The organism is Sphingomonas sp. PSPC2-2 (assembly GCF_049897725.1).
GTDB lineage: Bacteria > Pseudomonadota > Alphaproteobacteria > Sphingomonadales > Sphingomonadaceae > Sphingomonas.
Map to the genome: position 1 here is coordinate 226,547 of NZ_JAFCWU010000007.1, position 25,965 is coordinate 252,511.

Here is a 25,965-nt window from a genome sequence, read left to right on the forward strand (position 1 = left end):
CGATCGGGGAGAGCGACACGGCCGTGGATGCGAGAACGAAGGTGAAAGCGACGGCGGCGACGAGCGAAAAGGCAACGCGCGACAGCGATTCAAAACGAACGGACATGATGATTTTCCCTTTGTTACTTGGCGGTCCGGACCACCCGTCCGCCAACGCACAAAGGATTTGCAGGGAGCGTGCCAAGTTCTCAAGATATTGATTTACAATAACTATTGTGGCGAAAGGCGCTTGCGCCGCAATAATAAACTGGCACAACTTCCCAACTATTGGCAAAAAATGCCGTTGCTGCAAAGTTGGTTGCGGCCATTGTCCTTGGCCAAATACAAAAACCGGTCGGCACGCCCGAAAACCGAGCAGAGGGGCTCGCCCGGTTCGGCTACGGCGATCCCACCCGAAAACGTCACCGCGCCCAAGGGGGCGTCGGTTTCCCGGATGCGATAGCGCTTCGCCGCAACGGCGACCCGCGCAGTCTCCAAGGTAGCGCGGGCTTGCTCGGCATCTTCGCCTTGAAACAGGACGACAAATTCCTCCCCGCCATACCGTGCGACAAAGTGGCTGGCGCACGCCTCGCGCAATGCCGCCGCGATGGCGCGCAATACCCGGTCTCCCACAGAGTGGCCAAACTGGTCATTGACGCGTTTGAAGCGATCGACATCGCATACCGCCAGGCACAAACGCTGCCCATTACGGGATTGTTCGGAAAACGCCTCCTCAAAGGCACGACGATTGGGCAAACCGGTCAGCGGATCGCGACGCGCATCGCCCCGTGCCTCCTCCAGCTTCGCGCGCAACTGATCCGCTTCGCGCGTCGCGACGGCCAGGCGCGACTCAGCCGATTGCACGCGATCGAGCATTACGGTCGCCAGTCGCACGACATCGGCACCGGTGGCGGCCCCGCGCACCGCATTGGCGCTGGCAGCCAAATCGCGCCCGAAATCGGCCGTCTCCTCCTGCATGGACCGCATCATGTCGCTAAAGCCTTCGACGTGCATCTGGGTCTGTGCCACCAACCTGGCCGCGACGTCGTCATCGACCCTGGGGGTTAGTGCTTCTCCCCAATGCGTAGGGTTCTGGCTCGCAAGGCCGCCACCCAGGGCCTCGATGTCCCGAGTCGAAAGTCGGATACCGCCCTCGGTCAGGGTTGCCACCGATCGGGCCAGCGCGCCCGTCGGGTTGGTCATCACGTGATATGCGAAAGCGTAATGGACCGGGTCGGGGCCCAAGCGGTGAAGCGTCAAGAACGCGCGAATCCGGTCAAAGACGGCGTCAGCCCGCTCTTCGACGGCGATCAGCCTCGCTTCCCTTGCTGCCCCCATCGCTCCATTGGCCTCATTACGCCAAGCGTCGCTTGATAGCGCGCTCTGCCTGCAGGAACGAAGTAGCGCAAAACTGCTAACATTGGGTGACCGCAGGCGCGATGAGCGCACTCGGGCGGGAAACCGGGGCATGCGGGCTGGCGCAACGCGGCGAGCCGGTTTACGCAAGCAAGATGCGCGTTACCGACACCGATCTTGCCCTTGCGGCGGCTCTCGCCGATGCCGCCGGATCTGCCATTCGTCCTTATTACCGGGCCGACCACGGGCTTGAGGCAAAATCGGATGCCTCGCCCGTCACACTCGCCGACCGGGCTGCCGAGGGGGCGATGCGCGCGTTGATAGAACGGGCCTTTCCCGCCGACGCGATCATCGGGGAGGAATATGGCACCAAGGACGGCACGTCGGGTCGGACCTGGGTGCTTGATCCGATCGACGGCACCCGCGCCTTCATCTCCGGTCGCCCGATCTTCGGCACGCTGATTGCGCTGATGATCGACGGCTGGCCGATGATGGGCGTGATCGACCAGCCGATCCTGCAGGAACGCTGGCTGGGCGTGATGGGCCGCCCGACCCTGTTCAATGGCACCGCAGCCGTCGCGCGGCGCTGCCCCGACCTTGCCAAGGCCCTGCTGGCGACCACCTCCCCCGCTTTGTTCGACGATACCCAGCTCCACGCCTTCGAGCATCTCGATGCTGCTGTGATGAGCACGGTGCTCGGCGGCGATTGCTATAATTACGGCTGCGTGGCGAGCGGGTGGCTCGACGTGGTGGTCGAAGCGCAGCTCAAGATTTATGATTTCGCAGCGCTCGTCCCGATCGTCGAGGGCGCGGGCGGGCGGATGTGTGATTGGTCGGGCGATCCGCTCACCGGTGATTCGATCGGTGAAGTCATCGCTGCGGGCGACCCGGCGCGGATCGAGGAAATTCTCGAACTGCTCGCCTGTCGCGGCCATTGATCTTGCGTTTTGCGCGACTCACCGCTATGCGCCCGCCTTCCTGCGAGTAAGAGGAACTGCCCGGCCGGTATGGGCTGCCGTGGCCGTTCATAGATCGTCGCACAACTGAAAGGACGAAAATGCCCAAACTCAAGACGAAGAGCGGCGTTAAAAAGCGCTTCAAGCTCACCGCGAGCGGCCTGCTGAAGCACGGCGTCGCTGGCAAGCGCCACCGGCTGATGAGCCACAACGCCAAGTACATCCGCCAGAACCGTCGCACCAAGGTGCTGTCGAAGGCCGATACGGCAACCGTCAAGGCGTGGGCGCCTTACGGTCTGGGCTGAGCGGAAAGGAATTAAAGAATGGCACGCGTCAAACGGGGTGTAACCACCCACGCTAAGCACAAGCGGATCCTCAATCAGGCGAAGGGCTATTATGGCCGTCGCAAGAACACGATCCGTATCGCCCGCCAGGCCGTCGAAAAGGCTGGCCAATACGCCTATCGCGACCGCAAGGTTAAGAAGCGCAACTTTCGCGCGCTGTGGATCCAGCGCATCAACGCTGCTGTCCGCGCCGAAGGCCTGACCTACGGCGTGTTCATGCACGGCCTGAAGCTCGCCGGTGTCCAGCTCGACCGCAAGGTCCTGGCCGACATCGCGATGCACGAAGGTGCCGCGTTTAGCGCCATCATCGCGCAGGCGAAGGCGGCTCTGCCCCAGGCCGCCTAAAGGCGACCTGCTGCGAGACGAAAGATTGGGGCGTCGGTGGCAACACCGGCGCCCTTTTCGTTTTGACGAAAGACCTATCTAATGCACCTCCTGCCGATGACCGATGCGCATTTTGCCTGGCTGCTGGGCCAGTCCGGGGTCGATGATGCGCCGCATTTGCCGGAAGGCGGCATTGCCTCCCGAGACATCCTCGATCTGTTGCGCGGCGTCGCTGCGGAAGTTGGTGGAGAATCCGCTTGGTTGATGGTTGTGGAACGCGAAGCGGTCGGCATTGTCAGCATCAAGAAGCGTGACGCGCAGGGGCGATGGGATATCGGCTACGGCGTCGCGCCAGAGCGCGAGGGCCGCGGCCATGCAACCGCAGCAGTTGCCGCGCTCAAGCGGATCGCGCGTGCGCACGGTGCTCGCGGCTTGACCGCCGAGACCTTGCCCGACAGTGGAGCGTCACCAAGCGTGCTGCGACGGAATGGCTTTGTGTGCATCGGGCAATTCGATCACCCGGAAGACGGCACGGTGGATCAATGGGTAGTGGAGTGGACGGCGTGAGCGACATAGAGAAGCTGAAGGCCGATATCGTCGATGCTGTCGTGGCCGCTGCCACGCTCGATACGCTGGAGGCGGTCCGCGTCCAGGCGCTCGGCAAGCAGGGCAGCATCACCGCCTTGCTCAAGACGCTGGGCGGCATGTCGCCCGACGAGCGGCTGGTGCAGGGCCCGCGCATCCAGGGCGTGCGCGAGGCGGTGACCACCGCCATCGCCGAGCGCAAGGCCGCCCTCGACCGTGCCGAACTCGATGCAAGGCTCGCGCGCGAGACGCTCGACATGACGCTCCCGGCAGAGGCCGCACCGCAGGGGTCGGTCCACCCGGTCAGCCAGGTGCTCGACGAAATGGCGGAGATATTCGCCGATCTCGGCTTCGCGGTCGCCACCGGCCCCGAGATCGAGGATCAGTGGCACAATTTCACCGCGCTCAACATGCCCGAGAGCCATCCCGCGCGCGCGATGCACGACACCTTCTACCTGAAGGCGGGCGAAGGCGAAGAGGCCAAGGTTCTGCGCACCCACACCTCGCCCGTCCAGATCCGCACGATGATGGGGCAGGAGCCGCCGATCCGCATCATCGCGCCGGGCCGCGTCTATCGCTCGGACTGGGACGCGACGCACACGCCGATGTTCCACCAGATCGAGGGGCTGGTGATCGACAAGGGCATCACGCTCGGCCATCTCAAATGGACGCTGGAGACCTTCCTCAAGGCCTTTTTCGAGCGTGACGACATCGTGCTGCGTCTGCGCCCGAGCTATTTTCCCTTCACCGAGCCTTCGGCCGAAGTCGATGTCGGCTGGACGATGGAAAAGGGCCGCCGTGTGCTCGGCGGGTCGGAGGGCTGGATGGAGCTGCTCGGCAGCGGCATGGTCCACCCCAAGGTGATCGCCGCGTGCGGGCTCGATCCGAACCAATGGCAGGGCTTCGCCTTCGGCGTCGGCGTCGATCGCCTCGCCATGCTCAAATACGGCATGGATGATTTGCGGCCCTTCTTCGAAGGCGATGCGCGCTGGTTGAAGCATTACGGTTTCTCGGCACTCGACGTGCCCACGCTGAGCCAGGGAGTCGGCGCATGAAGGTCACCCTCGATTGGCTGAAGCAGCATATCGACACCGACGCCTCGCTGGAGACGATCGTCGAGACGCTCACGCGCATCGGCCTTGAAGTCGAAGGCGTCGAAAACCCCGGTGCCAAGCTCGCCGCGTTCCGCGTGGCGAAGGTGCTCAGCGCCGCCCCGCACCCGCAGGCCGACAAGCTCCAAGTCCTGTCGGTCGATGCCGGGGACGGCCCGCTCCAGGTCGTGTGCGGCGCGCCCAATGCCCGCGCAGGGTTGGTCGGCGTGTTCGGCTCCCCCGGCGCAACGGTGCCCTCGAACGGCATGGTGCTCAAAGTCGCCGCCATCCGCGGGGTCGAATCGAACGGCATGATGTGTTCCACGCGCGAGCTGGAACTGGGCGAGGACCATGACGGCATCATCGAGCTTCCCGCCGATGCGCCGATCGGCATGGCTTATCCCGATTATGCCGGGCTGAATGATCCGGTGATCGAGATCAACGTCCTCCCCAATCGCCCCGATTGCATGGGCGTGCGCGGCATCGCGCTCGATCTGGTCGCCGCCGGGCTCGGCACCGCCAGGCCGCTCGCTTATGCGCCCGTCGAAGGCACAGGCGCTGGCCCCGATGTCCGCACCGACGATGCCGAGGGCTGCCCCGCTTTCTACGCGCAAAGCGTCACCGGCCTCGTCAACGGCACCGCGCCCGAATGGATGCGCCGCCGCCTCACCGCGATCGGCCAACGGTCGATTTCCACGCTGGTCGACATCACCAATTACGTGATGTTCGATCTCGGCCGCCCCTTGCACGTCTATGATCGCGTCAAGCTGTCGGGCGGCCTCGTCGCGCGCAAGGCGGCGGCGGGCGAGCAAGTGCTCGCGCTCAACGGCAAGACGTACACGCTCACCGAGACGATGACCGTCATCGCCGATGACGCGCACGTTCATGACATTGGCGGCATCATGGGCGGCGAGGATTCGGGCGTGACGCCCGAGACGACCGATGTCGTGATCGAATGCGCCTATTTCGATCCCGACGGCATTGCCCGCACCGGCCAGGCGCTGATGCTCACCTCGGACGCGCGTTCGCGCTTCGAACGCGGCGTCGATCCGGCGTTCCTCGAACAGGGTCTCGCCATCGCGACGCGGCTGGTGCTCGATCTGTGTGGCGGCACGGCAAGCCTGCCGACCCATGCCGGCACCCCGCCGACCACGCGCAAGCGCATCGCTTATGATCCCGCCCGCGCGGAAACGCTCGGCGGTCTGGCAGTTGCGCCCGATCGCCAGCGCGAGATCCTGACCGCGCTCGGCTTCACGGTCGAGGCCGACTGGACCGTCCTGCCCCCGCCCGCGCGCCGCGATGTCGATGGCCCGGCCGATCTGGTCGAGGAAGTGATCCGCATCGTCGGCATCGATTCGGTACCCGCAACCCCGCTGCCGCGCGCGGCGGGTGTCGCCAAGCCGACCGCGACGCCTGCGCAAAGACTCGAAAGCCGCGTCCGCCGCGCCGCCGCCGCGCGCGGTCTCAACGAGACGATCACCTGGAGCTTCCTGTCGGAAACCCAGGCCGAGGCGATCGGCGGCGGCACCTGGACGCTCGCCAATCCGATCAGCGAGGAGTTGAAGGTGATGCGCCCGTCGCTTCTCCCCGGCTTGCTGTCGGCGGCGGAACGCAATTTGAAGCGTGGTGCTGGCGGTGTCCGCCTGTTCGAGCTTGGGCGGCGCTATCTCAGCGACGGCGAACGCTCGACGCTGGGCGTGGTGTTGGCCGGCGAAGCGCGTCCACGCGGCTGGCAGAACGGCAAGGCGACGCTGTTCACCGCCTTTGACGCCAAGGCCGAGGCGCTGGCGCTGCTGGCGGCGGCTGGGGCACCGGTCGACAATCTGCAAGTCATGGGCGACGCGGGCGATGCCTGGCACCCCGGCCAATCGGGCACGCTGCGGCTGGGGCCAAAGACCGTGCTAGCGGCGTTCGGCATCGTCCACCCGCTGACCACGCGCGCCTTCGACGTCGATGGCCCGGTCGCGGCGGTCGAGCTGTATCTCGATGCGATTCCGCCCAAGCGCGCGTCGAGCTTCGCGCGCGCGGCCTATGCGCCACCGGCGTTGCAGGCGGTGCGGCGCGACTTCGCCTTCCTCGTGCCCGACAGCGTGTCGGGCGACGCACTGGTGCGCGCGGCGCGCGGCGCGGACAAAGCGGCGATCGTGGCTGCGCGCGTGTTCGACGTGTTCACCGGCACGGGCGTCGAGCCGGGGCATAAGAGCATCGCGATCGAAGTCACGCTCCAGCCGGGCGAAAAGAGCTTCACCGAGGCGGACCTGAAGGCGGTGGCGGACAAGGTCGTGGCGGCGGCGGCGAAGCTTGGGGCAAGTTTGCGGGGGTAAGGCCGAGCGTCACCCCGCATCCACCCCGGCGAAGGCCGGGGCCCAGCAGGGCGGGTCGAGGTAATAGGGCACGGCACTCGCCATGCCCGGCCCGCGCCTGGGCCCCGGCCTTCGCCGGGGTGGTCGTGGTTTTTATTGGAGGATCGACGCTATGCCCCAACCCAACCTGATCACCATCGCCACCGCGCAGCTCTCCGCCGCGATCAACCCGTTCGGTGCGGAACTCACCCACCTGCGCGATGCCGACGGCCGCGAACTGATGACCGATGCCGACCCCGCTTTCTGGACCGGCCACGCGCCCTTGCTCTTCCCGGTCGTCGGGCGGCTCAACGGCGACGTGCTGCGCGTTAACGGCGCGGCCTATCCGATGAAGCAGCACGGCTTCGCCCGCCGCAGCCTGTTCACGCTGGTGGAGCAAAGCGCGACGCACGCGGTCTTTCTGCTTCAAGACAGCGCCGAGACCCGCACGGCCTATCCTTTCACCTTCGCGCTGCGCGTGACCTACACGATCACCGACGCGACGCTCGCCATCGCGGTGGCGATCGAGAATCGCAGCGAAGGCACGCTGCCCGCCAGCTTCGGCTTCCACCCCGCCTTCGCCTGGCCGCTGCCTTACGGCCTGCCCCGCGCCGACCACCGCATCGTCTTCGCCAAGGATGAGCCCGACCCTTTGCGCGAACTCGTCGGCAGCGCGATTTCCACCGGCCGCCGCCCCTCCCCGCTGCAAGGGCGAACCCTCGCCCTCGACGACGCGCTGTTCACCCAGGACGCGCTGATCTGGGATCCGGTCCATTCGCAAAGCGTCCGTTATGGTGCCTCGACCGGCCCACAGCTCCGCGTTGATTTCCCCGACACGCCGATGCTCGGCATCTGGACCAAACCTGGTGCCGCCTTCGTCTGTATCGAGCCATGGCACGGCATCGCCGACCCCGAGGGCTTCACCGGCGACATCCGTGAGAAACCCGGCATCGTCACCATCGCACCGGCTGCGACATGGCGCTGCGCGATGCAGGTGACGTTGGAGGCCTGAAGCGCTACAGCGCGGCGATGAATCACACTTCCGACCGCCGCACTTTCGCGATCATTTCCCACCCCGACGCGGGCAAGACCACGCTGACCGAAAAGCTGTTGCTGTTCGGCGGTGCGATCCATTTGGCGGGCGAGGTCAAGGCGCGCGGGCAAAACCGGCGTGCGCGCTCGGACTGGATGAAGATTGAGCAGCAGCGCGGCATTTCGGTCACCTCCTCGGTGATGACCTTCGAGCGCGAGATCGAAGGCATGGGTGGCCTTACCTTCAACTTGCTCGACACGCCGGGCCACGAGGATTTCTCGGAAGATACCTATCGCACGCTGACCGCCGTCGATTCCGCCGTGATGGTGATCGACGCGGCGCGCGGTATCGAGGCGCAGACGCGCAAATTGTTCGAGGTCTGCCGCTTGCGCTCGGTGCCGATCATCACCTTCGTCAACAAGGTCGATCGCGAGGGACGCCCGCCGTTCGAATTGCTCGACGAAGTGGCCGAGATGCTCCAGCTTGACGTCACGCCGATGAGCTGGCCGGTCGGCATGGGCAGCGATTTCGAAGGCATTTACGATTTCCACGCCAATGCGCTGAGCCAGCCCGAGGGGCCGAGCCGCGAATTCATGGGCAAGGCGAGGCGTTTCACCGGGCTAGACGATCCCGCGCTGGAAGGCGTGCTGAGCGCAAACGGCCTCGCGACGCTGCGCGACGAGGCCGAGCTCGCGCTTGGCGGCTATGGTGCCTTCGATGTCGAGGCGTATCGCGCGGGCGACCAGACCCCGGTCTATTTCGGCTCGGCATTGAAGGACTTTGGCGTCGCCGAGCTGATCGACGCGCTCGGTCGCCATGCGCCCGGCCCACGCCCGCAACCCGCAGAGCCCGCCCAAGTGCTGCCTGAGCGCGCCGATGTCACCGGGTTCGTGTTCAAGGTCCAGGCCAATATGGACCCCAACCACCGCGACCGCATCGCCTTCATGCGGCTGTGTTCGGGCACCTTCAAGCGCGGCATGAAGCTGACGCCGACCGGCCACGGCAAGCCGATCGCGATCCATTCGCCGATCCTGTTCTTCGCGCGCGAACGCGAACTGGCCGATGAGGCGTTTCCGGGCGACATCATCGGCATCCCCAACCACGGCACCTTGCGGGTGGGCGACACGCTGTCCGAACGCGCCGACGTGCGCTTCACGGGGCTCCCCAATTTCGCGCCGGAAATCCTGCGCCGCGTTGCGCTGAAGGATCCGACCAAGACCAAGCAGCTCCGCAAGGCGCTCGACGACATGGCCGAGGAAGGCGTGACGCAGGTCTTCTACCCCGAAATCGGCTCGAACTGGATCATCGGCGTGGTCGGGCAGCTCCAGCTCGAAGTGCTGCTCTCGCGGCTCGAGGCCGAATATAAGGTCGATGCCGGGCTCGAAATGGCCCCTTATGATACCGCGCGTTGGGTGTCCGCAGCCGATCCGGCCGACCTCAAGGCGTTCATGGACTTGAATCGCACCTCCATGGCGAAGGATCGCGACGGCAATCCCGTGTACCTTGCGAAGACGGCCTGGGACGTCGGCTATGTCGCGGACCGCTATCCCAAGGTCACCTTCGCCGCGACGCGCGAGCGCTAGCGCGCTTTGATCGCGGCACGACGACGTCGACGCCAAAGTACGACGCCGACTGCGAACGCCGCCGCCGCGACCCCCAGCACCGCCGGGAGGAGCCTGGGCAACCAATACCGAAGGGCATTGTCGCTGATCTGCTGGTCGGCGGTGTAACCGGCGGGCATTGGCAGCACCTGATCGCGCCGGGCAAAGGCGTCGTAATCGCGGCGCATGCCGATGAAACGATCGGGTTGCTCGGTCGACAGATCGTGTGTCTCGCCGGGATCATGCGTGATGTCGAACAGCTGCCAGCGACCGTCGCCGAGCGGCGGCAGGTTCCTGACGAGCTTATAGTCGCCGCGGAACAACGCCGCATTGCCCGATAGCTCATAGCCAAGCGGCGTATCGCCATGCACATTGGTGCGTCGGCCCAGCAGCATATCAGCCAGGCTGAACCCAACCATCGGCTCCACCGCCCGCCCGGCAAAGTGCCCGGTCTGCGCGGGCACCCCGGCCAGCGCAAGCAAGGTGGGCGCAATATCGGTAACATGCGTGAAGCCGCCAACGATCGTGCCGCTGCGCATCGCAGGATTACCGGGCCAGCTCACGATCAGCGGCACGCGCAAGCCACCTTCTCCGGCCGAAAACTTGTAGCCCGCAAGCGGCGCGGCGGCGGCACTTGCCCAACTCGGCCCAATCGCGGTCAACGTGCCGCGCTCGCCCTGATGGTCGGGCGCGAAATCGCGCAGCAGCCCGAGCACCAGCCGGTTGAGCAGCCGCCCGCGCGGGTCGGTCGGTTCCGGGCCATTGTCGGACAGGAACACGAAGATCGTATTGTCATACGCACCCGTCGCCTTCAGATGATCGATCAAACGCCCGATCTCATGATCGGCCGCCTCCGCCATCCCGCCATAAGCCGCCATCGCCCGGGCCGCCGCATGGCGTTGATCGGGCGACAGCCGGTTCCAGTCGGCGGTCGAGCGCATCACCGCCGCGCGCGTTTCCGGTGGAACCAGCCCCATGGCGATTGCCCGCGCCTGCCGCGCCGCGCGCAAAGCGCGCCAACCGCCATCATAGGCATGGGCATAGCGCGCGATGTACGCGTCGGGCGCTTGCACCGGAATGTGGTTGGCCAGGAAATTGACCGAGGCGAAGAACGGCTTGCCCGATCCCCGCCCGGCATCGATGTAGCGCAGCATCGTATCGACGATGAAGGTCGAGGAATAAAACGGCGTCGGCAAGGTGGCGGGTCTACCGTCCTCGGTCCAGTCGGCCTTGTCATAGAGCCCGGCGATCGGCTTCTGCTCGAAATTGTCCGCCCCGGCATCCGCCAGCGAAAAGGCATGGTCATAACCACGCGCGGTCGGCAGCCCGTCGCTCGCCTTGCCCAAATGCCATTTGCCGGTGAGATAGGTGCGATAGCCCGCCTGGTGCAGCACCTCCGCCAACGTCACCACATGGTGGTTGAGCACGGTGTTATAACCCGGTTTGCCGATATGCTCGGGCGGAATGGTTTCGGGCATGTTGCCGAGCCCGGCGCGGTGGCTGCTGACGCCGGTCTGCAACATAGCGCGGGTGGGAGCGCACGATCCGGCGACGTGGAAATTGGCGAAGCGGACGCCGTGCGCGGCGAGCGCATCAATATTGGGGGTGCGAATCTCGCTGCCGAAGCTGCCAATGTCCGTATAGCCCCAATCGTCCGCCACCAGCAGGACGATATTGGGGCGGGGCGCGGGCGGAGCACCCACGGCGGGAAGCGCCAGCAAGGCCAGCGCCGTCGCCAGCCCCCGTCGCGCCGCCCGCCTCACTCGAGCCGGCTTTGCGCGATGGTGGTCGTGCCAGCGGACAAGCTGAACAGCATCCCGTCCTCGCCCACCGTGATCGGCCCCGCAAAATGTCGCGCGGAGTCGCCCAGAAACGCTGGATAGGCGAAGCGCAAAGGCAATGGCGGTACAATATGGTTGAGCACCAGCCGCTTTACTCCGGCGGCTTTCGCAGCATCCGCAGCCTGCTCGGGTGTCGTGTGATAGTTGCGAATATCGCGCGTGACTTGCGCCAGATTGTAGCGATGGTTCCGCTCAAGCGCAGCGGTCAACAAGCCGACCAGCCGCGGCTGCAAGGCCTCATGGACCAGCAGGTCCGCTCCCTTGGCCGCCGCAACCAGCGATGCGCTTGGCCCCGTATCCCCGCTGAATACAACCGAACGGCCTTTATAGTCGAAGCGATAGCCGACCGCTGGGCGAACCGGGCCATGATCGACGCAGAAGGCGGTAACCCGCAGCCCATCATGTGCGAACACGACCTCGGGCGCATCGGGCTTGGGCATGGCGAACGGAATCGCCACCGCACCTGCGCCGCTCGGGGGTGCGACGCCGGCACCATGATGCGCGGTGCGATACCGTGAGTCGGTCGCATAGGCCGCATCGAATCCCGCCACTACCGCCTCCACTCCGACCGGACCGTGCACCGGTAGCGGAGACGTGGCGGAGCTCGCGATCCAGCTTTGCAACATCAACGGACCGAGTCCGTCGATATGATCCGAATGGAAATGCGTCAGGAACAGCCCCTCAATTCGCCCGATCGGCAAACCCATCCCAACGATCGTGCGTGCGCCGCCTTCCCCGATATCGACCACGAAAAGGTGCTTCCCCGCGATCACCACCGAACACGGCCCCGCCCGGGTCGGATCGGGCAAAGGCGAACCCGTTCCGCACAACGCGACATGCAGTCCATCCGGCAATGTCTCGGTACCGTCTCGCCCCACCCGCGCATCGACAATCCACGCCAGCATGGCGGTCGCGATTTGCCGCTGGAAGAGGCTGACCAGCGTCATCCCGACAAGGCCAATCAGGGCAACGGCCAACGTCCACTTCCCGTATTTGCGCATTCGGCCACCCTCCTCCCTTGGGCGTATGTCGTTGCGGTTGAGCCTGCGACAAAATTATGACACATTCAATGCCACATTGGGAGGACAATAGACCGAGGTGGATCGGAGGGATAAGCGCACCACGTGGATATGAAGCGCAGTATGACGCCGGTCTCTGGACCAAAAGACAACTCAGCAGCCGACGGGCGCCGTGCGCGCAGTGAAAACAGCCGCGCCAAGATCGTCGCCGCGATGCTCCATCTCGTCGGCAAAGGCGATATCGCCCCGAGCGCTGCGCGCGTCGCCGAAACCGCCGGTGTCGGCTTGCGGTCTGTGTTCCGGCACTTTGCCGATATGGACACGCTCTACAGCGAAATGTCCCAGGTCATCGAAGCACAGGTCTTGCCGATGGCGCTCAAACCCTTGACGGGGGCGAGCTGGCGCGACCGGCTGCTGGAAATCACTCAACGTCGCGCGCTCGTCTTCGAGGCAATCCTGCCCTTCCGTATCTCGGCCAATATCAAACGCTTCCAGTCGGAATTCCTGATGCAGGATTATCGCCGCATGCTGCGGCTGGAGCGCAGCTCGCTCGAAGCGGTGCTGCCGCCGCACGTCCTTGCCGACACCACGCTCGTCGATGCGCTGAATGTGCCGCTCAGCTTTCAGACATGGCGCTTGTTGCGGCACGACCAGGAATTGACCATTGCCGAGGCCCGCGCCGTGGTGGTGCGGCTCATCGAAGCGATCCTCGCCCATATCGACGATTGAGCAGGCCTGCGGTCCGCGTCGATCAACCCGGCGGCGCGCGGCGATTGTCGACCAGCCGCACACCGATATGATCGGTGCCGAGCCCCAATTCCTGAAATTGCCGTGCCGCCGGGCGGTAGCGCGCGCAATAATTGGCGGCACATAGATACGACCCGCCCTTGATCACACGCCGGTCGCCGTCGGCAACCCCGCTGGTCCATTCCCACACATTGCCGATCATGTCGTACAGGCCATAGCCGTTGGCAGGGAAGCATCCGACCGGCGCGCGACCGCGATAGCCATCGATGCCAAGATCGCGGGCCGGGAACACGCCTTGATAGTAATTGGCGGTCGGCGTGCCGTGCGCGTCGATCGGTTCGGGCAAAGCAGGCTGGCCACCCCGCGCGGCATATTCCCATTGCGCTTCGGTCGGCAGGGCCTTGCCCGCCCAGCGCGCATAGGCCTCGGCATCTTCATAGGCGATCTGGACGACGGGAGTCGTACCCTTGCCGACAATCGATTCGTTCGGGCCCGCCGGATGTTGCCACGTCGCCCCCACCACCCACCGCCACCAGCGCGGATCGTCGCCGGACGGGACCGCGAACACCGCCGACCCCGGGACCCGCATCTCGGGCGGCGCGCCCGGCAGAACCGGCGGTCTCCGTTCCGCCATCGTGCGATAGCCGGTCGCCCTCACGAAGGTGGCGAATTCGGCGTTGGTCAGCTCATGCGTGTCGATCCAGAAGCCGGGCACGGTGACGGTGCGTGGCGGTCCTTCTTCAGGATAATGCGGATCTTCCCCCTGGACGAAGCGCCCCGCCGGAATCCAGCGCATCGCTCCGGGCGCGAACGTGGCACACGCGTGTTGAACGGGCGCGCCCGCTGGAGCCCGCGAGCAGGCGCTCATCGCCAACAGCCCAACAATCGCCAACCACCGCAATCTCATCGGGTCATCGATCCCCTCCAACCGACACCCTAGCGAGATTTCAGCCGACGAACAGCACGCCCCTATGGTCTGAAGCCGCGGTCCGCGAAGCGGGCATAATTTCACCATCCAGCGCCAGCGCCGGTGTCAGCGGCGCATGGCTCACGATCAGCAGCCCCTGCCCGCGCCGCCGTAACCGATCGTCCAACCGTTCGAGAACGATCCGTGCGGTGACGGAGTCGAGGCCCTCGGTCGGCTCGTCCAGCAGCAGCCACGGCGCGGGCTTGAGATACGCCCGCGCAAGCGCCAACCGCCGCCGTTCACCGCCGGACAGACTCGCCCCATTGTCGCCGATCCAGCTATCCAGCCCCTGCGGCATGGCGCGCACCCGCTCCGCAAAGGCGGCATCCTCCAGCGCTTCCCACAACGCCGCATCCGGCGCATCGGCCTGCGCCAGCAACAGCGTGTCGCGCACCGTCCCCGCCAGCAGTGCCGCATCCTGCGGCAGCCACGCGAACGACGCTCGCAACGTGGTCGCGGGCAGCAAAGCGATATCGACCCCGCCCAGCGCCACTTCGCCCGCGATCGGGGTACGCAGCCCGACCAACCGTTCGACCAGGCTGGACTTGCCGCTACCTGACACCCCCCGCAGCGCAATCCGCGCTGGCGGCGCAATCGGCGTACCGCGAAGGATCAGGTCTGGTTTCAGCGCGACCGTTGGTACGGTGGTCCGGGGGGCGTCCTCGAGCAACGCGCCGAGCCGAGCATAAGCGGCGTGCGCGGCGCGCGCTTGCGTCACTTGCCGGATCGCGGGTGCCAGGCCGTCAAGCGCCATCGCCGCCGCCAGCGCGGCCAAGGCAGCGATCGCCGCCCCTTGGGGTGCCGCCAAGACCAGCGCCAACGCCGCCCCACCCCCGATCGCAACCGGCGACGCCACCTCGATCCACGCACGCACATCGCTGTCGCGCCGTTGGGCGGCGGCGAGTGCGGTGCCGCCGTCGACGATGCGCGCCACGGCCCAATCTTCCAGCGCATAACAGCGCAGCTCGGCCGCGCCCTCGACCAGAGCGGCGGTCTGGGCCTTTAGCCGTTCCGCCTCGCGCAACAGCGCACTTCCGCTGGCCTCGAGCTCGCGCGACACCGTCCAGATCGCCGCGTACAGCAGGACCGCGACCAGCGCGACGGCGACGACCGGAAGCGGGCCGGCGAGCGCGATCAAGGCTCCGCCCGACAGGATCGCCACGGCCCCGCCGACTGTACCCGATCGCAGCACCAGCGCCGTTTCGATCGCACTCGCATCCTGCACCAAACGGGTGGAGGCTTCCCCGGTCGACAGGCTCAGCGCGCGCGCCACCGGTGTCGCCGCGAGCGCGGCGAACAGCGCCGGGCGCACCCGCGCAATCGCCGACAGGGCCGCATCATGGCTGGCGAGCCTTTCGCCATAGCGCGCACCGGTCCGCACGATCGCAAACAGCCGGATCGCGGCACTGGGCAGCATGTAATTAAACGCCAGCGCCGTCCCGGCCCCCGCCGCGAGCGCCGCCGCCGTGAGGAACCACCCCGATAAGGCGAGCAGCGCGACCGAGGCGACCGCCACCAAGGCAGCACACAGAACGGCGCGGCGAACCGCTTGTCGTTCGGTGCGTGGACGGTCGGCCAGCAAATCTTTCAACGTGCCGTTCACGCAACACCCCCGAGATCGACGATGCGATCAGCAAGTGCGGCCAGCGCGGCGCTGTGCGTCGCGATAATAACAGTACGCCCGACACAGGCACGGGCAATGACGGCGATCAGCGCGGCCTCGGCGGCGTGGTCAAGATGGGCGGTCGGCTCGTCCAGCAGCAGGAGCGGCGCGTCCTTCAGCAGCGCGCGCGCCACCCCGATGCGACGGCGCTCGCCGCCCGACAAGCCGCCACCGCGATGATCGAGCCGCTCCTCGAGCCCACCGACGCGCCGCGCCAGGGCATCCTCCAGCCCGACCGCCGCCGCCACCGCCGCGACCTCGGCGGGTGCCGCATCCGCGCGTCCCAGCCGGATATTGTCGGCAATCGACCCCGCGAGCATGAGCGGAGCCTGCCCCGCCCAGGCCGCGAAAGGGGCGACGCTGCCGATCTCCAGAAGCGGCTTGCCATCGATGGTAACCTGACCCTCCTGCGCCGGAACCAGCCCAAGCAACAGGTGCAGCAAACTGCTTTTGCCGCTTCCCGAGGGCCCGACCAGCGCGACGATCTCGCCCGGCCGAATATCGATCGACAAGTCGCCGACCGCATCGCGTTCCTCCCCCGGGTAACGGATGGTGATGTGGTCGAACGCGATCGCCGGGGCCGCCACCACCGCAAGACCTTCCCTTACAGGCGGCATGGCCGCCGCATCGAGCGCGGCCAGCCGTGCACTGGCGGTCTCGGCCGCCTGTCGGTCGTGATAGGCAGCAGCGAGGCGGCGCATCGGCGCGTAAAATTCCGGGGCCAGCGCCAGCACGAAGAATGCGCGCACCAAATCGAGCCGTTCGGGAGCATGAAAGGGCAACTGCCCAAGCAAAGCAAACCCGGCATAGACCGCGACCAACGCCACCGACAGCGCGGCGAAAAATTCCAGCGACGCCGAGGACAGGAAGGCGACGCGAAGCACCCGCATCGTCCGCGCCGCAACCTCCCGTGCGACATATCCGAGGCGCTCGGCCTCGCGGGATTCGCCGTGAAAGGCGAGAATCACCGGCAAGCCGCGGACTCGATCGGCGAACAGGCCAGACAGGCGCGACAGCGCATCGAATTGTCGCCGCGACTGGTCCGCTGCCGCCCCGCCTGCAAGGATCATCGCCCCGATGAAAGGTATCAGCGTGCCAAGCAGGATCAGTGCCGCTACCGGACTGGCGAACGCGATTGCCCCCAGCACGATCATCGGTGCGATCGCCGCCGCGCGCCGCGCAGGCAGGAAACGGGCGATGTAGCCGTCAATCGCCTCGACCTCATCGACCACCGCACCGAGCAGCGCGCCTACCGACCCACTTCCAGCCGGTCGACGCAGCGCCGCCCGCGCAGCGGTCCGCCGCAGCGTGGATTTGGCAATCGCCGCCGCGCCGCTCCCCAGCCTAAGCGATCCCCACAGACACGCCGCGCGGGCGAAACCTGCCAGCCCCATCAGCAGCGCCCAGGGCCATGCCGGCAGACCGCGCGCAACTGCGGCGACACCCCCTGCGACTCCGGCGGCAAACAAAATCGCCGCAACGGCGTCCCCCAGCAGACACACGCTCGATCCGCGGGCACGGTTGCCTGCCGCAGCGGCCAAAGCGGGGCCCGGCAATACGCGTCGCGCTCCAGCGCGGGCTTGTACGATAGGTGCGGCCATAACGCCGCCTATACGCCCGGCAGTAGCGTCTCGAATACGTACTAATCCCAATACTCTGCTAAACATCATTCCGGTTGAAGGCCCGGCGTCGGTGCCGGGAGGCTGCGCCGTCGACCGGCGATGATGGAGTTACACGCATGGATATTGGTGTCGTCGATCTGTCGCGGCTGCAATTCGCGCTAACCGCCCTGTATCATTTTCTGTTCGTGCCGCTGACGCTCGGCATGAGCTTCATGCTCGTCATCATGGAAGCGATCTATGTGATGACGGGCCGCGCGATCTGGCGCGAAATCACGCGGTTCTGGGGAAAGATCTTCGGGATCAACTTCGTTCTCGGCGTCGCTACCGGACTGACCATGGAGTTCGAATTCGGCACTAACTGGTCGTATTTCTCGCATTATGTCGGCGACATTTTCGGCGCGCCGCTCGCGATCGAAGGACTGATGGCCTTCTTCCTTGAAGCAACCTTCGTCGGATTGATGTTCTTTGGCTGGGATCGTTTGTCGAAACTGGGGCATCTGGCGGTGACCTTCATGGTCGCGGTTGGGACCAATCTCTCCGCGCTGTGGATTCTCGTCGCCAATGGCTGGATGCAAAATCCGGTGGGCTCGGCCTTCAACCCCGATACGATGCGGATGGAAGTGACCGACTTTGGCGCAGTGCTGTTCAACCCCGTAGCCCAGGCAAAGTTCGTCCACACCGTGAGCGCCGGCTATGTCGCCGCCTCGCTCGTCGTGCTGGGCGTATCGTCTTTTTATCTTCTGCGCGGGAAGTGGACCGCCGTCGCGCGGCGCTCCTTCGTCGTCGCGGCGGCGTTCGGACTGGCGTCGTCGCTGTCGGTGGTCGTGCTTGGCGACGAGAGCGGCTACACGCTCACCGACAACCAGAAGATGAAGCTCGCCGCGATCGAGGCGGAATGGCACACCGAGCCGGCACCGGCAGGGATCACACTGTTCGGCTTGCCCGACATCGCCACCCGCACCACGCGCTATGCCGTCAAGGTCCCGTGGGTGCTCGGTCTGATCGCGACCCGCAGCGTCGACAAGGAAGTCACCGGCATGTCCGAGCTGGTGCTGAAGGCGCAGGAGCGGATCGAATCGGGGGTGATCGCCTATCGCGCGCTCGACGTGCTGAAGCGCAACCCGACCGATCGCGCGGCGCGCACCGTGTTCGAGGCACACCGCAACAACCTTGGCTACGCCTTGTTGTTGAAGGCGCATATCGCGGATCCCGGCAAAGCCAGCCCCGCGCTGATCGCATCGACCGCGTGGGACGTCGTGCCAAGCGTGCCGGTGATGTTCTGGACGTTCCGTATCATGGCCGGAATCGGCTTCCTGATGATCGCGCTGTTCGCCACCGCCTTCCTCCTCGCGAGCCTGCGCCTGCACATGAAGGCGCGCTGGTTCCAGCGCATCGCGCTCTGGGCGATCCCGCTGCCCTGGATTGCGATCGAACTGGGCTGGGTGACCGCCGAGCTCGGCCGTCAGCCCTGGGCGATTGACGGTGTCCTGCCGACCTTCCTCGCCAATTCCACGCTGACCCCGGCGATGCTGTGGACGACGATCATCGGTTTCACCGCGCTGTACGGAACGCTGGCGGTGATCGAGGTACGCCTGATCCTGGCGACCATCGCGCACGGGCCGGTCGAAGATCCGCTCGAAGCCGCGCCGCACCCCACCGACGCGCCCGCCCTGGCCCCCGCTGCCTGAGGAGCATGATGATGCATCTATTGTTCGACTATGAAACCTTGCGCCTGATCTGGTGGGCGCTGCTAGGGGTGTTGCTAATCGGCTTTGCGCTGACCGACGGGTTCGACCTTGGCGTTGCCGCATTGCTGCCCTTCGTCGCGCGAACCGATGGCGAACGTCGCCTGACGATCAACACCGTCGCGCCGACCTGGGAAGGCAACCAAGTGTGGTTCATCCTCGGCGGCGGGGCGATCTTCGCCGCCTGGCCGTATGTCTATGCGATCAGCTTCTCGGGCTTTTACCTTGCGATGTTTCTGGTGCTGGCCGCGCTGATCCTGCGCCCGGTGGGGTTCAAATATCGGTCGAAACGGCCAGGGCGCGCCTGGCGCAGCGGCTGGGACTGGGCGTTGTTCGTTGGCGGCTTCGTTCCTGCTCTGGTGTTCGGCGTCGCGGTCGGCAATGTCCTGCAAGGCGCGCCGTTCCGCATCGATAGCGACATGCGCGCCAGCTATGAAGGCGGTTTGCTCGGCCTGTTCACGCCGTTCACGCTTCTTTGCGGGTTGTTGTCGGTGGCAATGCTGGTGCTGCATGGCAGCGCATGGCTGGCGATGAAGGTCGAGCGCGGTGCCGTGCAAGACCGGGCTCGCCTGTATGGCACGGGTGCCGCTATCGCCTCGATCGTGCTGTTCGCGCTTGGCGGACTGTTCGTCGCGCGCGGCGGCATGGGTTTCGAGCTGACCTCCGCAGTCGATCCGAGCGGCCCTTCCAACCCGCTGCGCTCAACCTCGGTCGCGTCCGGCGGCGCGTGGCTTAACAATTATGCGGCGCATCCGTGGATGCTGGTGGCACCTGTGCTGGGCTTTGTCGGCGCGGCGCTGGCGCTGGTCGGCATTCGCGCCAAGAGCGAGCCTGCGGCCTTTGCCGGATCCACACTGTCGGCCGCAGGTATCATCGCGACGGTCGGATTGTCGATGTTTCCCTTCATCCTGCCATCGAGCATCGACGCGCATTCGAGCCTGACGGTGTGGAACGCCTCATCGAGCGAATCGACGCTGTTCCTGATGGTGATCGTGACGGTCGTCTTCCTGCCGATCGTGCTCGCCTACACCGCGTGGGCGTACCGCGTGATGTTCGGCCGGGTGAGCGAGCGCGCGATCGCCGCCAGCCATGACTTCTACTAAGAAAAGGACCGCGATCGATGTGGTATTTCACTTGGGTTCTCGGCCTCGGCCTCGCTGTCGGCTTCGGCATCCTCAATGGCTTGTGGCATGAATTCCACTTGCCCGACGATGGCGACGCCTGACCAAAAAGGCCGCTGCGGCAGGGGTACCGCAGCGGCCAGGAGGGAGGGTCGAATGACTATTCGGTGCCGGGGGGCGGGTTCGGATCGCGATCGCTGACCGAAGCGAACAGCATCACCGCCATGAAGCAGGCCGTTGCCCCAACCACGAGGCCCAGAAACCAAGTGTCCGACAGCATCGCGCTCTCCCGTTTTTAATGATCCAGCACGCGATCTACGGCGCTGAAGCGGCGCTTTCCTTGATTGCCGTCAAATCCCGAAGGGCATTGCCGATGCACGCTGCCGCCATCATGCACCGCTATTATCCCGATCTGGCCGGACGCACCGTCCCACGCTATACCAGCTACCCGACGGCAGCGGCGTTCAAGCCGCTGCCCGATGCGCACGCTGCCGCCCTTGCCAGTGTCGCCGACGACACACCGGTCTCGCTTTACCTGCACATCCCCTATTGCCATGAAATCTGCTGGTATTGCGGGTGCAACACCGGTGCGCTTGGCCGCCCGGCACGAATGGACAGCTATCTCGCCGCGCTTGAGGGAGAGATCGCGCGCGTTGGCAGTATGCTCCGCGCGCCGGTCGGATCTGTGCATTTCGGCGGCGGCAGCCCCAATGCCATGTCGCCAACCGCCTTTCTCGCGCTCAGCGCGACCTTGCGGCGGCATTTCGCGATCGCCGCCGATGCCGAATGGGCGGTCGAGATCGACCCCCGGCACTTCACACAAGAAACGGCGCAGAGCTATGCAGCGGCGGGGGTGTCGCGCCTCAGCATCGGCGCGCAGACCTTTTCGCCCCAGGTCCAGGCCAGGATCGGGCGGCTGCAGCCATGGCGTCAGATTGCCCAGACAATGGCCGACGCGCGCCGTGCAGGGATCGCCCGGTTCAACCTCGATCTGATGTACGGCCTGCCCGGCCAGACGCTCGACGATATCGCGGCAACGCTCTCTGCTGCCTTTCTGCTCGCGCCCGATCGGGTGGCGATGTTCGGTTACGCGCATATGCCGCAGCTCCTGCCGCGACAGCGCCGGATCGATGATACACTCCTTCCTGATGCCGAAGCGCGCTTCTGGCAAAGCGCACTGGCGCATGACTTGCTGATCGGAGCAGGGTTCGAGGCGATCGGCTTCGATCACTTCGCGCGCGCCGAAGATTCGCTCGCCCGCGCCGCGCGCGACGGCACGCTGCGCCGCAATTTTCAGGGTTTCACCGACGATCGCGCAACCACGTTGATCGGCCTTGGAGCCTCCGCGATCAGCCAGTTTGACGGGCTGTTCCTGCAAAATGAGAAGCATGTCGGCAGCTATCGGGTGGGAGCCGCCAACGGGTTGCTGATGGGATCGCGCGGCTTGCTGCGCACGCCCGAGGACCGCATGCGCGGGGCGTTGATTGAGCGGCTGCTCTGCACCGGTCGCGTCGATGTTGCGGAGGTCGCCGCCGAACACGGCCAAAGCAGTCGCGCCGTAATTGGGGACATGGACCGGCTGGCAGAGTTCGCCGAACGCGGCCTCGTCCTGACGCGGGGCACGACCGTAACGATCAGCCCGGTGGGTCGGCCCTATGCGCGTCTCGTCGCTTCGGCGTTCGACACCGCGCTGCAGGCGCGTGAAGCGCGTTTCAGCACTGCGGTGTGAGCGGTCCGTAAAGCTACGCATTGTTCGAAGATCGGGATCGCCCAATCCTGCCTGCTCTCAATGCGAGGAGCCGACCGATGAAAAGCATCCTGCTGCTGGTACACGATGATTCGGGACAGGAAGGGCGCCTGCAAGTGGCGCTGGACCTGACTCGCGGCCTGCGGGGCCATCTCACCTGTCTCGACGTATCGATCGCCCCGGAGGTGATGGACGATTACGTATCGCTGGGAGGCGCTGCGCTGTTGATGGAAGACGAGCGCGCGGCCGAAGCCCGCAACCGCAAACGGATCGAACCCCGCCTGGCGCATGAGGACGTGCCATGGGACTGGATCGACGTCGCCGGCAACCTCGGTGATCAGGTGGTGCGGGCGGCGCGGCTCAGCGACATCATCGTAGTCAGCGAAAAACTCCCCAATTTCGCGACGCACGACATGGCGAACTTGCCGGGCGAACTGCTGATCCGCACCAATCGGCCAATCCTGGCGGTGCCCGAAGACGCCACCGGCCTTGATCTCACCGGCACTGCGGTGGTCGCATGGGATGGTTCTCCGGAAGCGGAAGCCGCGCTCCGCGCCGCCGTCCCGCTGTTGCAGCTCGCCAAATCGGTAACGTTGCTCGAGATTGACGACGGCTCGGTTGCGCTGCCCGCAGGCGACGCCGCTACTTACCTGTCGCGGCATGGCGTCAAACCAGTGGTCAGCACGCTGGCCGCGGGCGGCAATAGCGCGAGCACGGTGATCCTGAACGAAATCGGCAATCAAGCGGCGGACTATCTGGTGATGGGCGGGTTCGGCCATGCGCGCCTGACCGAGGCCTTGTTCGGCGGGGTTACGCGGCGGATGCTGGCAGAATGCCCGGTGCCGACGCTGCTCGCGCATTGACCAACAAAAACCCCGGGTCGCACTGGCGGCCCGGGGGGATTGGAGGCGGGGGATTTAGATTTAGAGGCGGAAGCCCAAGCCCACGCCGAACACCAACGGATCGATATCGATCCGCGCGGTGTTGATCGCGCCGCCAGTGTTGAGCCGCGCAGTGGTCTTCATCCCGATATATTTGACGTCGAGGTTCAAGAACACTTTTTTGGTGATGTCGATATCGGTGCCGGCCTGCAGCGCATAGCCCACGCTGTCATTCATATGGACGCTGGTCGGCCCGATCGCCTTGACCAGTTCGTCGCTGGCCTTGGTCGAATAATAGATCGTGTAGTTGATGCCCGCGCCGACATAGGGCCGGATTTTGGCATCGGGCAGGAAGTGATATTGCAGCGTCAGCGTAGGCGGCAGCACCCAGGTCTTGGCCAGAGTCGGAACGCCGGAGAGGGTGCCCCGGCCCTGTGCCTTGTGTTCGGTCGTCGCGAGGATCAGCTCGGCACCGATGATTATTACGCTGCGGACATCGTCTGGACGACGGCGCTGCACGGCGAAGGCGCGCGGGTCGCACAAATCTCGATCCGTCGCGAACTTGATAAGCACTGATTCCCGAGAGGCTTCTATGCCGTTCTACAGTGCAGTTTCTGGCGCTTTGCTCGACGGACTGACAAAACGGGCACGACCGGTTTCCGATTGGCGATGCGCGCTGCGTGCCTTCAACAGATCCTGGCGGGAAAGAATGCCGACGACGCGGCGGCTGCCCGGTTCGACGATCGGTATCCGGCCGACCCCGGAATCGACCATGAGGTCGGCCACCACGCCGATCGGCGTCGCGGGGTAGGCGACAAGAAGCGATGCGTCGGAGAGCGTTTCGGCAAGGCTGGTATCGGCGGGATGCTCGCCAACCTGCCACCGCAAGGCATCCGTTCGGGAGACGAGGCCAAGCAGCGCATTATCGTCATCGACAACGGGATAGCTACGATGATCCGCACCATCGGCAAAGAAGGTTGCGGCCGTAGCGATCGTCATTGTACCCGGAAGCGTGGCGGGATCGCGTGTCATCAATTGAGCGGCTTGCACGAGGTCCAGTGGATCAACGCTGTATTCCTGGAGAATGTGGCGACCCCGCCGCGCAATTTTTTCGGTCAGGATCGATCGACGCATCAACAGGACGCTGACGGCATATGCGCAGGCTGCCGCCGTGACGGTAAGCGGCAGAGCGTCGAAATGGCCCGTGAGTTCAGCGGCAAAAAGGGCGCCGGTAATGGGCGCCCGCATGGCACCACTCATGATGCCTGCCATGCCGATCATGGCCCAGAAGCCGGGGCCACCTGGCAGGAGATGTCCGAGCAGACACCCGGCCGCGCCGCCCAAAATCAGCAACGGCGCCAGCACACCGCCCGATGTCCCCGAACCCAGCGCTACGAGCCAGACGACCGCCTTGACGACGAGCAGCGCAACGACGACCCGCGTTGTCAGCGACCCGTCCAGCAAGGCCTGGATGCTCTGATAACCTGCGCCCAGCACATGGGCATCGATCAGGCCGCCGAAACCAACCACGATGGCGCCGATTGCCGGCCACCACATCCAGTGAACTGGCAGTCGGTGAAACAGATCCTCGACGCGGTAGAGGGATGTCGAGAGCAGGGCCGCCTCGAGTCCCACGACAATACCAACGCCCGCCGCCGCCGCGATTGGCCAAAGGCCCGTCGGGGTGAGCGCGACAAACGGAAACATGGCGCCGCTGCCAATCAGCCAGGGGCGCCATGCAAACGCAACTATAACACCGACCACGACCGGCACGAAGCTGCGGGGTTTCCATTCGAAGAGCAGCACCTCGATCGCCAGCAGAATCGCGGCGAGCGGCGTACCAAAGATCGCCGTCATCCCGGCTGCGGCGCCGGCCACGAGCAATGTCTTGCGCTCGGCCGCGCTCAGATGAAAGCATTGCGCGAACAGCGATCCGATCGCGCCGCCGGTCATGATGATCGGTCCTTCCGCGCCGAAGGGGCCGCCGCTGCCGATCGATACCGCAGACGAAAGCGGCTTCAGGATCGCGACCTTGAGCGACAACCGGCTCTCGCCATACAAGATCGTCTCGATCGCCTCGGGGATACCATGCCCACGAATTTTATCGGAGCCATAGCGGGCCATCAGCCCGACGATCAGGCTCCCGATGATCGGAATGGCGATGATCCACAATCCGACGGTGGTATCGGTTATAGATACCGATTGCGCCGAAAGCCGCCCAAACCAGAACAGGTTGGTAGCGATCGCGATCAGGCGGATCAGGATCCAGGCGCCGAGCGCGCCGCCCGTGCCGACGACGAGCGCCATGGCGGCGAGCATGAGCATGCGCCAATTCGCGCTATGGTCGGCCAGACGATGTGTTTCTGATATGGCTTTTGCTGCGGACGTCATGAATCGCCTTTGATACGGGGTGGGCGATCCGTTATATCGCAGTGCGATATAATTCAATGGGTGAGATGGGGTTGCATGACAAATAGCGTTGCGTTGACGGATGAGGATTACATTGCGCTGGCCGACTTTCGCCATGCGTTGCGTCGTTTCCAGGCATTCAGCGAGGCGAATGCGACGAATGTTGGTCTCACGCCCCAACAGCATCAGGCCTTATTGGCAATCCGCGCGGCGTCTCCGGCCGAGGTGACCGTCGGCATTATCGCCGAGCGGCTTATCCTCAAGCCGCATAGCGCAACCGGACTGGTTGATCGACTGGAGGCGCTTGAGCTGGTTACCCGGCACGAGGCAAGCGTCGACCGCCGTCGGGCAATGCTTCGGCTCACACCTAAGGCGGAAACGATGCTCGCTGCTTTATCTGCGACCCATTGCGAGGAGATCCGTCGGCTGAAACCTCTCCTTGCGGATCTATTGGCCAAATTCGGTTAGGGTGGCTCCACGCAGGTAAATCCACAAAATATTGCTATTAACCGGCAATAATACTCGTTTGTCTTATGCTCATGTTACCGTCAACCTGTTCGCATACGAATTGCCCCCCAATAAACGCGCCCGG

Annotated in this window: 22 protein-coding genes and 1 pseudogene; 15 read left to right on the forward strand and 8 right to left on the reverse strand. The window is 65.2% G+C overall.

What is annotated here, in order from left to right:
• Positions 1-264 precede the first annotated feature (264 nt).
• Positions 265-1,317, reverse strand: a complete 1,053-nt coding sequence (locus ACP7BY_RS14435; RefSeq protein WP_033963597.1) for a GGDEF domain-containing protein — start codon at positions 1,315-1,317, stop codon at positions 265-267.
• Positions 1,318-1,490: 173 nt separating this feature from the next.
• On the opposite strand from ACP7BY_RS14435, the gene hisN reads away from it, so the two are divergent.
• The 8 genes from hisN to ACP7BY_RS14475 all read left to right on the forward strand — a co-directional run bounded on the left by hisN (position 1,491) and on the right by ACP7BY_RS14475 (position 9,593).
• On the forward strand, positions 1,491-2,273 hold the full coding sequence (gene hisN, locus ACP7BY_RS14440) for a histidinol-phosphatase (RefSeq protein ID WP_033963624.1): 783 nt from the start codon (positions 1,491-1,493) through the stop codon (positions 2,271-2,273).
• Positions 2,274-2,392: 119 nt separating this feature from the next.
• Positions 2,393-2,596, forward strand: a complete 204-nt coding sequence (rpmI, locus tag ACP7BY_RS14445; protein ID WP_010406001.1) for a 50S ribosomal protein L35 — start codon at positions 2,393-2,395, stop codon at positions 2,594-2,596.
• 18 nt (positions 2,597-2,614) lie between these two features.
• Positions 2,615-2,980, forward strand: coding sequence for a 50S ribosomal protein L20 (gene rplT, locus ACP7BY_RS14450; protein WP_010406000.1), 366 nt, complete (start codon positions 2,615-2,617; stop codon positions 2,978-2,980).
• 81 nt (positions 2,981-3,061) lie between these two features.
• Positions 3,062-3,526 carry a GNAT family N-acetyltransferase gene (locus tag ACP7BY_RS14455; RefSeq protein WP_033963599.1) on the forward strand — a complete coding sequence of 155 codons (465 nt, stop codon included), beginning with the start codon at positions 3,062-3,064 and terminating at the stop codon, positions 3,524-3,526.
• Positions 3,523-4,599, forward strand: a complete 1,077-nt coding sequence (pheS, locus tag ACP7BY_RS14460; protein ID WP_033963625.1) for a phenylalanine--tRNA ligase subunit alpha — start codon at positions 3,523-3,525, stop codon at positions 4,597-4,599. Before ACP7BY_RS14455 ends, pheS begins: the two co-directional genes overlap by 4 nt.
• On the forward strand, positions 4,596-6,959 hold the full coding sequence (gene pheT / locus ACP7BY_RS14465) for a phenylalanine--tRNA ligase subunit beta (protein ID WP_137902481.1): 2,364 nt from the start codon (positions 4,596-4,598) through the stop codon (positions 6,957-6,959). Before pheS ends, pheT begins: the two co-directional genes overlap by 4 nt.
• A gap of 151 nt (positions 6,960-7,110) precedes the next feature.
• A complete protein-coding gene (locus ACP7BY_RS14470) occupies positions 7,111-7,989 on the forward strand; it encodes an aldose 1-epimerase family protein (protein ID WP_033963602.1) in 879 nt (292 codons plus the stop codon).
• A gap of 17 nt (positions 7,990-8,006) precedes the next feature.
• Positions 8,007-9,593: a peptide chain release factor 3 gene (locus ACP7BY_RS14475; protein WP_033963605.1), complete on the forward strand. Its 1,587-nt coding sequence runs from the start codon at positions 8,007-8,009 to the stop codon at positions 9,591-9,593.
• Here ACP7BY_RS14475 and ACP7BY_RS14480 read toward each other — a convergent pair.
• Together ACP7BY_RS14480 and ACP7BY_RS14485 are read right to left on the reverse strand one after the other, a co-directional pair.
• On the reverse strand, positions 9,590-11,374 hold the full coding sequence (locus ACP7BY_RS14480; protein WP_137902482.1) for a sulfatase-like hydrolase/transferase: 1,785 nt from the start codon (positions 11,372-11,374) through the stop codon (positions 9,590-9,592). The two genes, ACP7BY_RS14475 and ACP7BY_RS14480, sit on opposite strands and share 4 nt — an antisense overlap.
• Entirely contained in the window at positions 11,371-12,453 is a 1,083-nt protein-coding gene (locus ACP7BY_RS14485) for an MBL fold metallo-hydrolase (protein WP_033963606.1), read from the reverse strand. Before ACP7BY_RS14485 ends, ACP7BY_RS14480 begins: the two co-directional genes overlap by 4 nt.
• Before the next feature lie 141 nt (positions 12,454-12,594).
• Between ACP7BY_RS14485 and ACP7BY_RS14490 the strand changes: the two genes are divergently transcribed.
• On the forward strand, positions 12,595-13,200 hold the full coding sequence (locus ACP7BY_RS14490) for a TetR/AcrR family transcriptional regulator (RefSeq protein ID WP_310065935.1): 606 nt from the start codon (positions 12,595-12,597) through the stop codon (positions 13,198-13,200).
• A 22-nt stretch (positions 13,201-13,222) separates the two neighbouring features.
• Here ACP7BY_RS14490 and ACP7BY_RS14495 read toward each other — a convergent pair whose 3' ends face one another.
• From ACP7BY_RS14495 to cydD, 3 genes are all read right to left on the reverse strand, one after another.
• Complete coding sequence (locus ACP7BY_RS14495; RefSeq protein ID WP_249340808.1) at positions 13,223-14,014, reverse strand: formylglycine-generating enzyme family protein; 792 nt, start codon at positions 14,012-14,014, stop codon at positions 13,223-13,225.
• Between the two features lie 151 nt (positions 14,015-14,165).
• Positions 14,166-15,788, reverse strand: coding sequence for an ATP-binding cassette domain-containing protein (locus ACP7BY_RS14500; RefSeq protein ID WP_137902483.1), 1,623 nt, complete (start codon positions 15,786-15,788; stop codon positions 14,166-14,168).
• Complete coding sequence (cydD, locus tag ACP7BY_RS14505) at positions 15,785-17,449, reverse strand: thiol reductant ABC exporter subunit CydD (protein WP_137902484.1); 1,665 nt, start codon at positions 17,447-17,449, stop codon at positions 15,785-15,787. Before cydD ends, ACP7BY_RS14500 begins: the two co-directional genes overlap by 4 nt.
• A 137-nt stretch (positions 17,450-17,586) precedes the next feature.
• Between cydD and ACP7BY_RS14510 the strand changes: the two genes are divergently transcribed.
• The 5 genes from ACP7BY_RS14510 (at position 17,587) to ACP7BY_RS14530 (ending at position 22,946) form a co-directional block, all read left to right on the forward strand.
• The gene (locus ACP7BY_RS14510) at positions 17,587-19,158 is read left to right on the forward strand and encodes a cytochrome ubiquinol oxidase subunit I (protein WP_137902485.1); all 1,572 of its coding nucleotides are present in this window, start codon (positions 17,587-17,589) and stop codon (positions 19,156-19,158) included.
• Positions 19,159-19,169: 11 nt separating this feature from the next.
• Positions 19,170-20,318: a cytochrome d ubiquinol oxidase subunit II gene (gene cydB / locus ACP7BY_RS14515; protein ID WP_033965554.1), complete on the forward strand. Its 1,149-nt coding sequence runs from the start codon at positions 19,170-19,172 to the stop codon at positions 20,316-20,318.
• A 17-nt stretch (positions 20,319-20,335) separates the two neighbouring features.
• Complete coding sequence (cydX, locus tag ACP7BY_RS14520; RefSeq protein ID WP_010405986.1) at positions 20,336-20,440, forward strand: cytochrome bd-I oxidase subunit CydX; 105 nt, start codon at positions 20,336-20,338, stop codon at positions 20,438-20,440.
• 287 nt (positions 20,441-20,727) lie between these two features.
• Positions 20,728-22,065, forward strand: coding sequence for an oxygen-independent coproporphyrinogen III oxidase (hemN, locus tag ACP7BY_RS14525; RefSeq protein WP_137902545.1), 1,338 nt, complete (start codon positions 20,728-20,730; stop codon positions 22,063-22,065).
• A gap of 77 nt (positions 22,066-22,142) precedes the next feature.
• Positions 22,143-22,946, forward strand: coding sequence for a universal stress protein (locus ACP7BY_RS14530; protein WP_033965544.1), 804 nt, complete (start codon positions 22,143-22,145; stop codon positions 22,944-22,946).
• A 60-nt stretch (positions 22,947-23,006) separates the two neighbouring features.
• Here ACP7BY_RS14530 and ACP7BY_RS14535 read toward each other — a convergent pair.
• Together ACP7BY_RS14535 and ACP7BY_RS14540 are read right to left on the reverse strand one after the other, a co-directional pair.
• Positions 23,007-23,441, reverse strand: a pseudogene (locus tag ACP7BY_RS14535) (OmpW/AlkL family protein); the annotation flags it as partial.
• A gap of 123 nt (positions 23,442-23,564) precedes the next feature.
• Positions 23,565-25,355: a chloride channel protein gene (locus tag ACP7BY_RS14540; RefSeq protein WP_334685374.1), complete on the reverse strand. Its 1,791-nt coding sequence runs from the start codon at positions 25,353-25,355 to the stop codon at positions 23,565-23,567.
• A 75-nt stretch (positions 25,356-25,430) separates the two neighbouring features.
• Between ACP7BY_RS14540 and ACP7BY_RS14545 the strand changes: the two genes are divergently transcribed.
• The gene (locus tag ACP7BY_RS14545) at positions 25,431-25,841 is read left to right on the forward strand and encodes a MarR family winged helix-turn-helix transcriptional regulator (protein WP_033965543.1); all 411 of its coding nucleotides are present in this window, start codon (positions 25,431-25,433) and stop codon (positions 25,839-25,841) included.
• Positions 25,842-25,965: the final 124 nt, after the last annotated feature.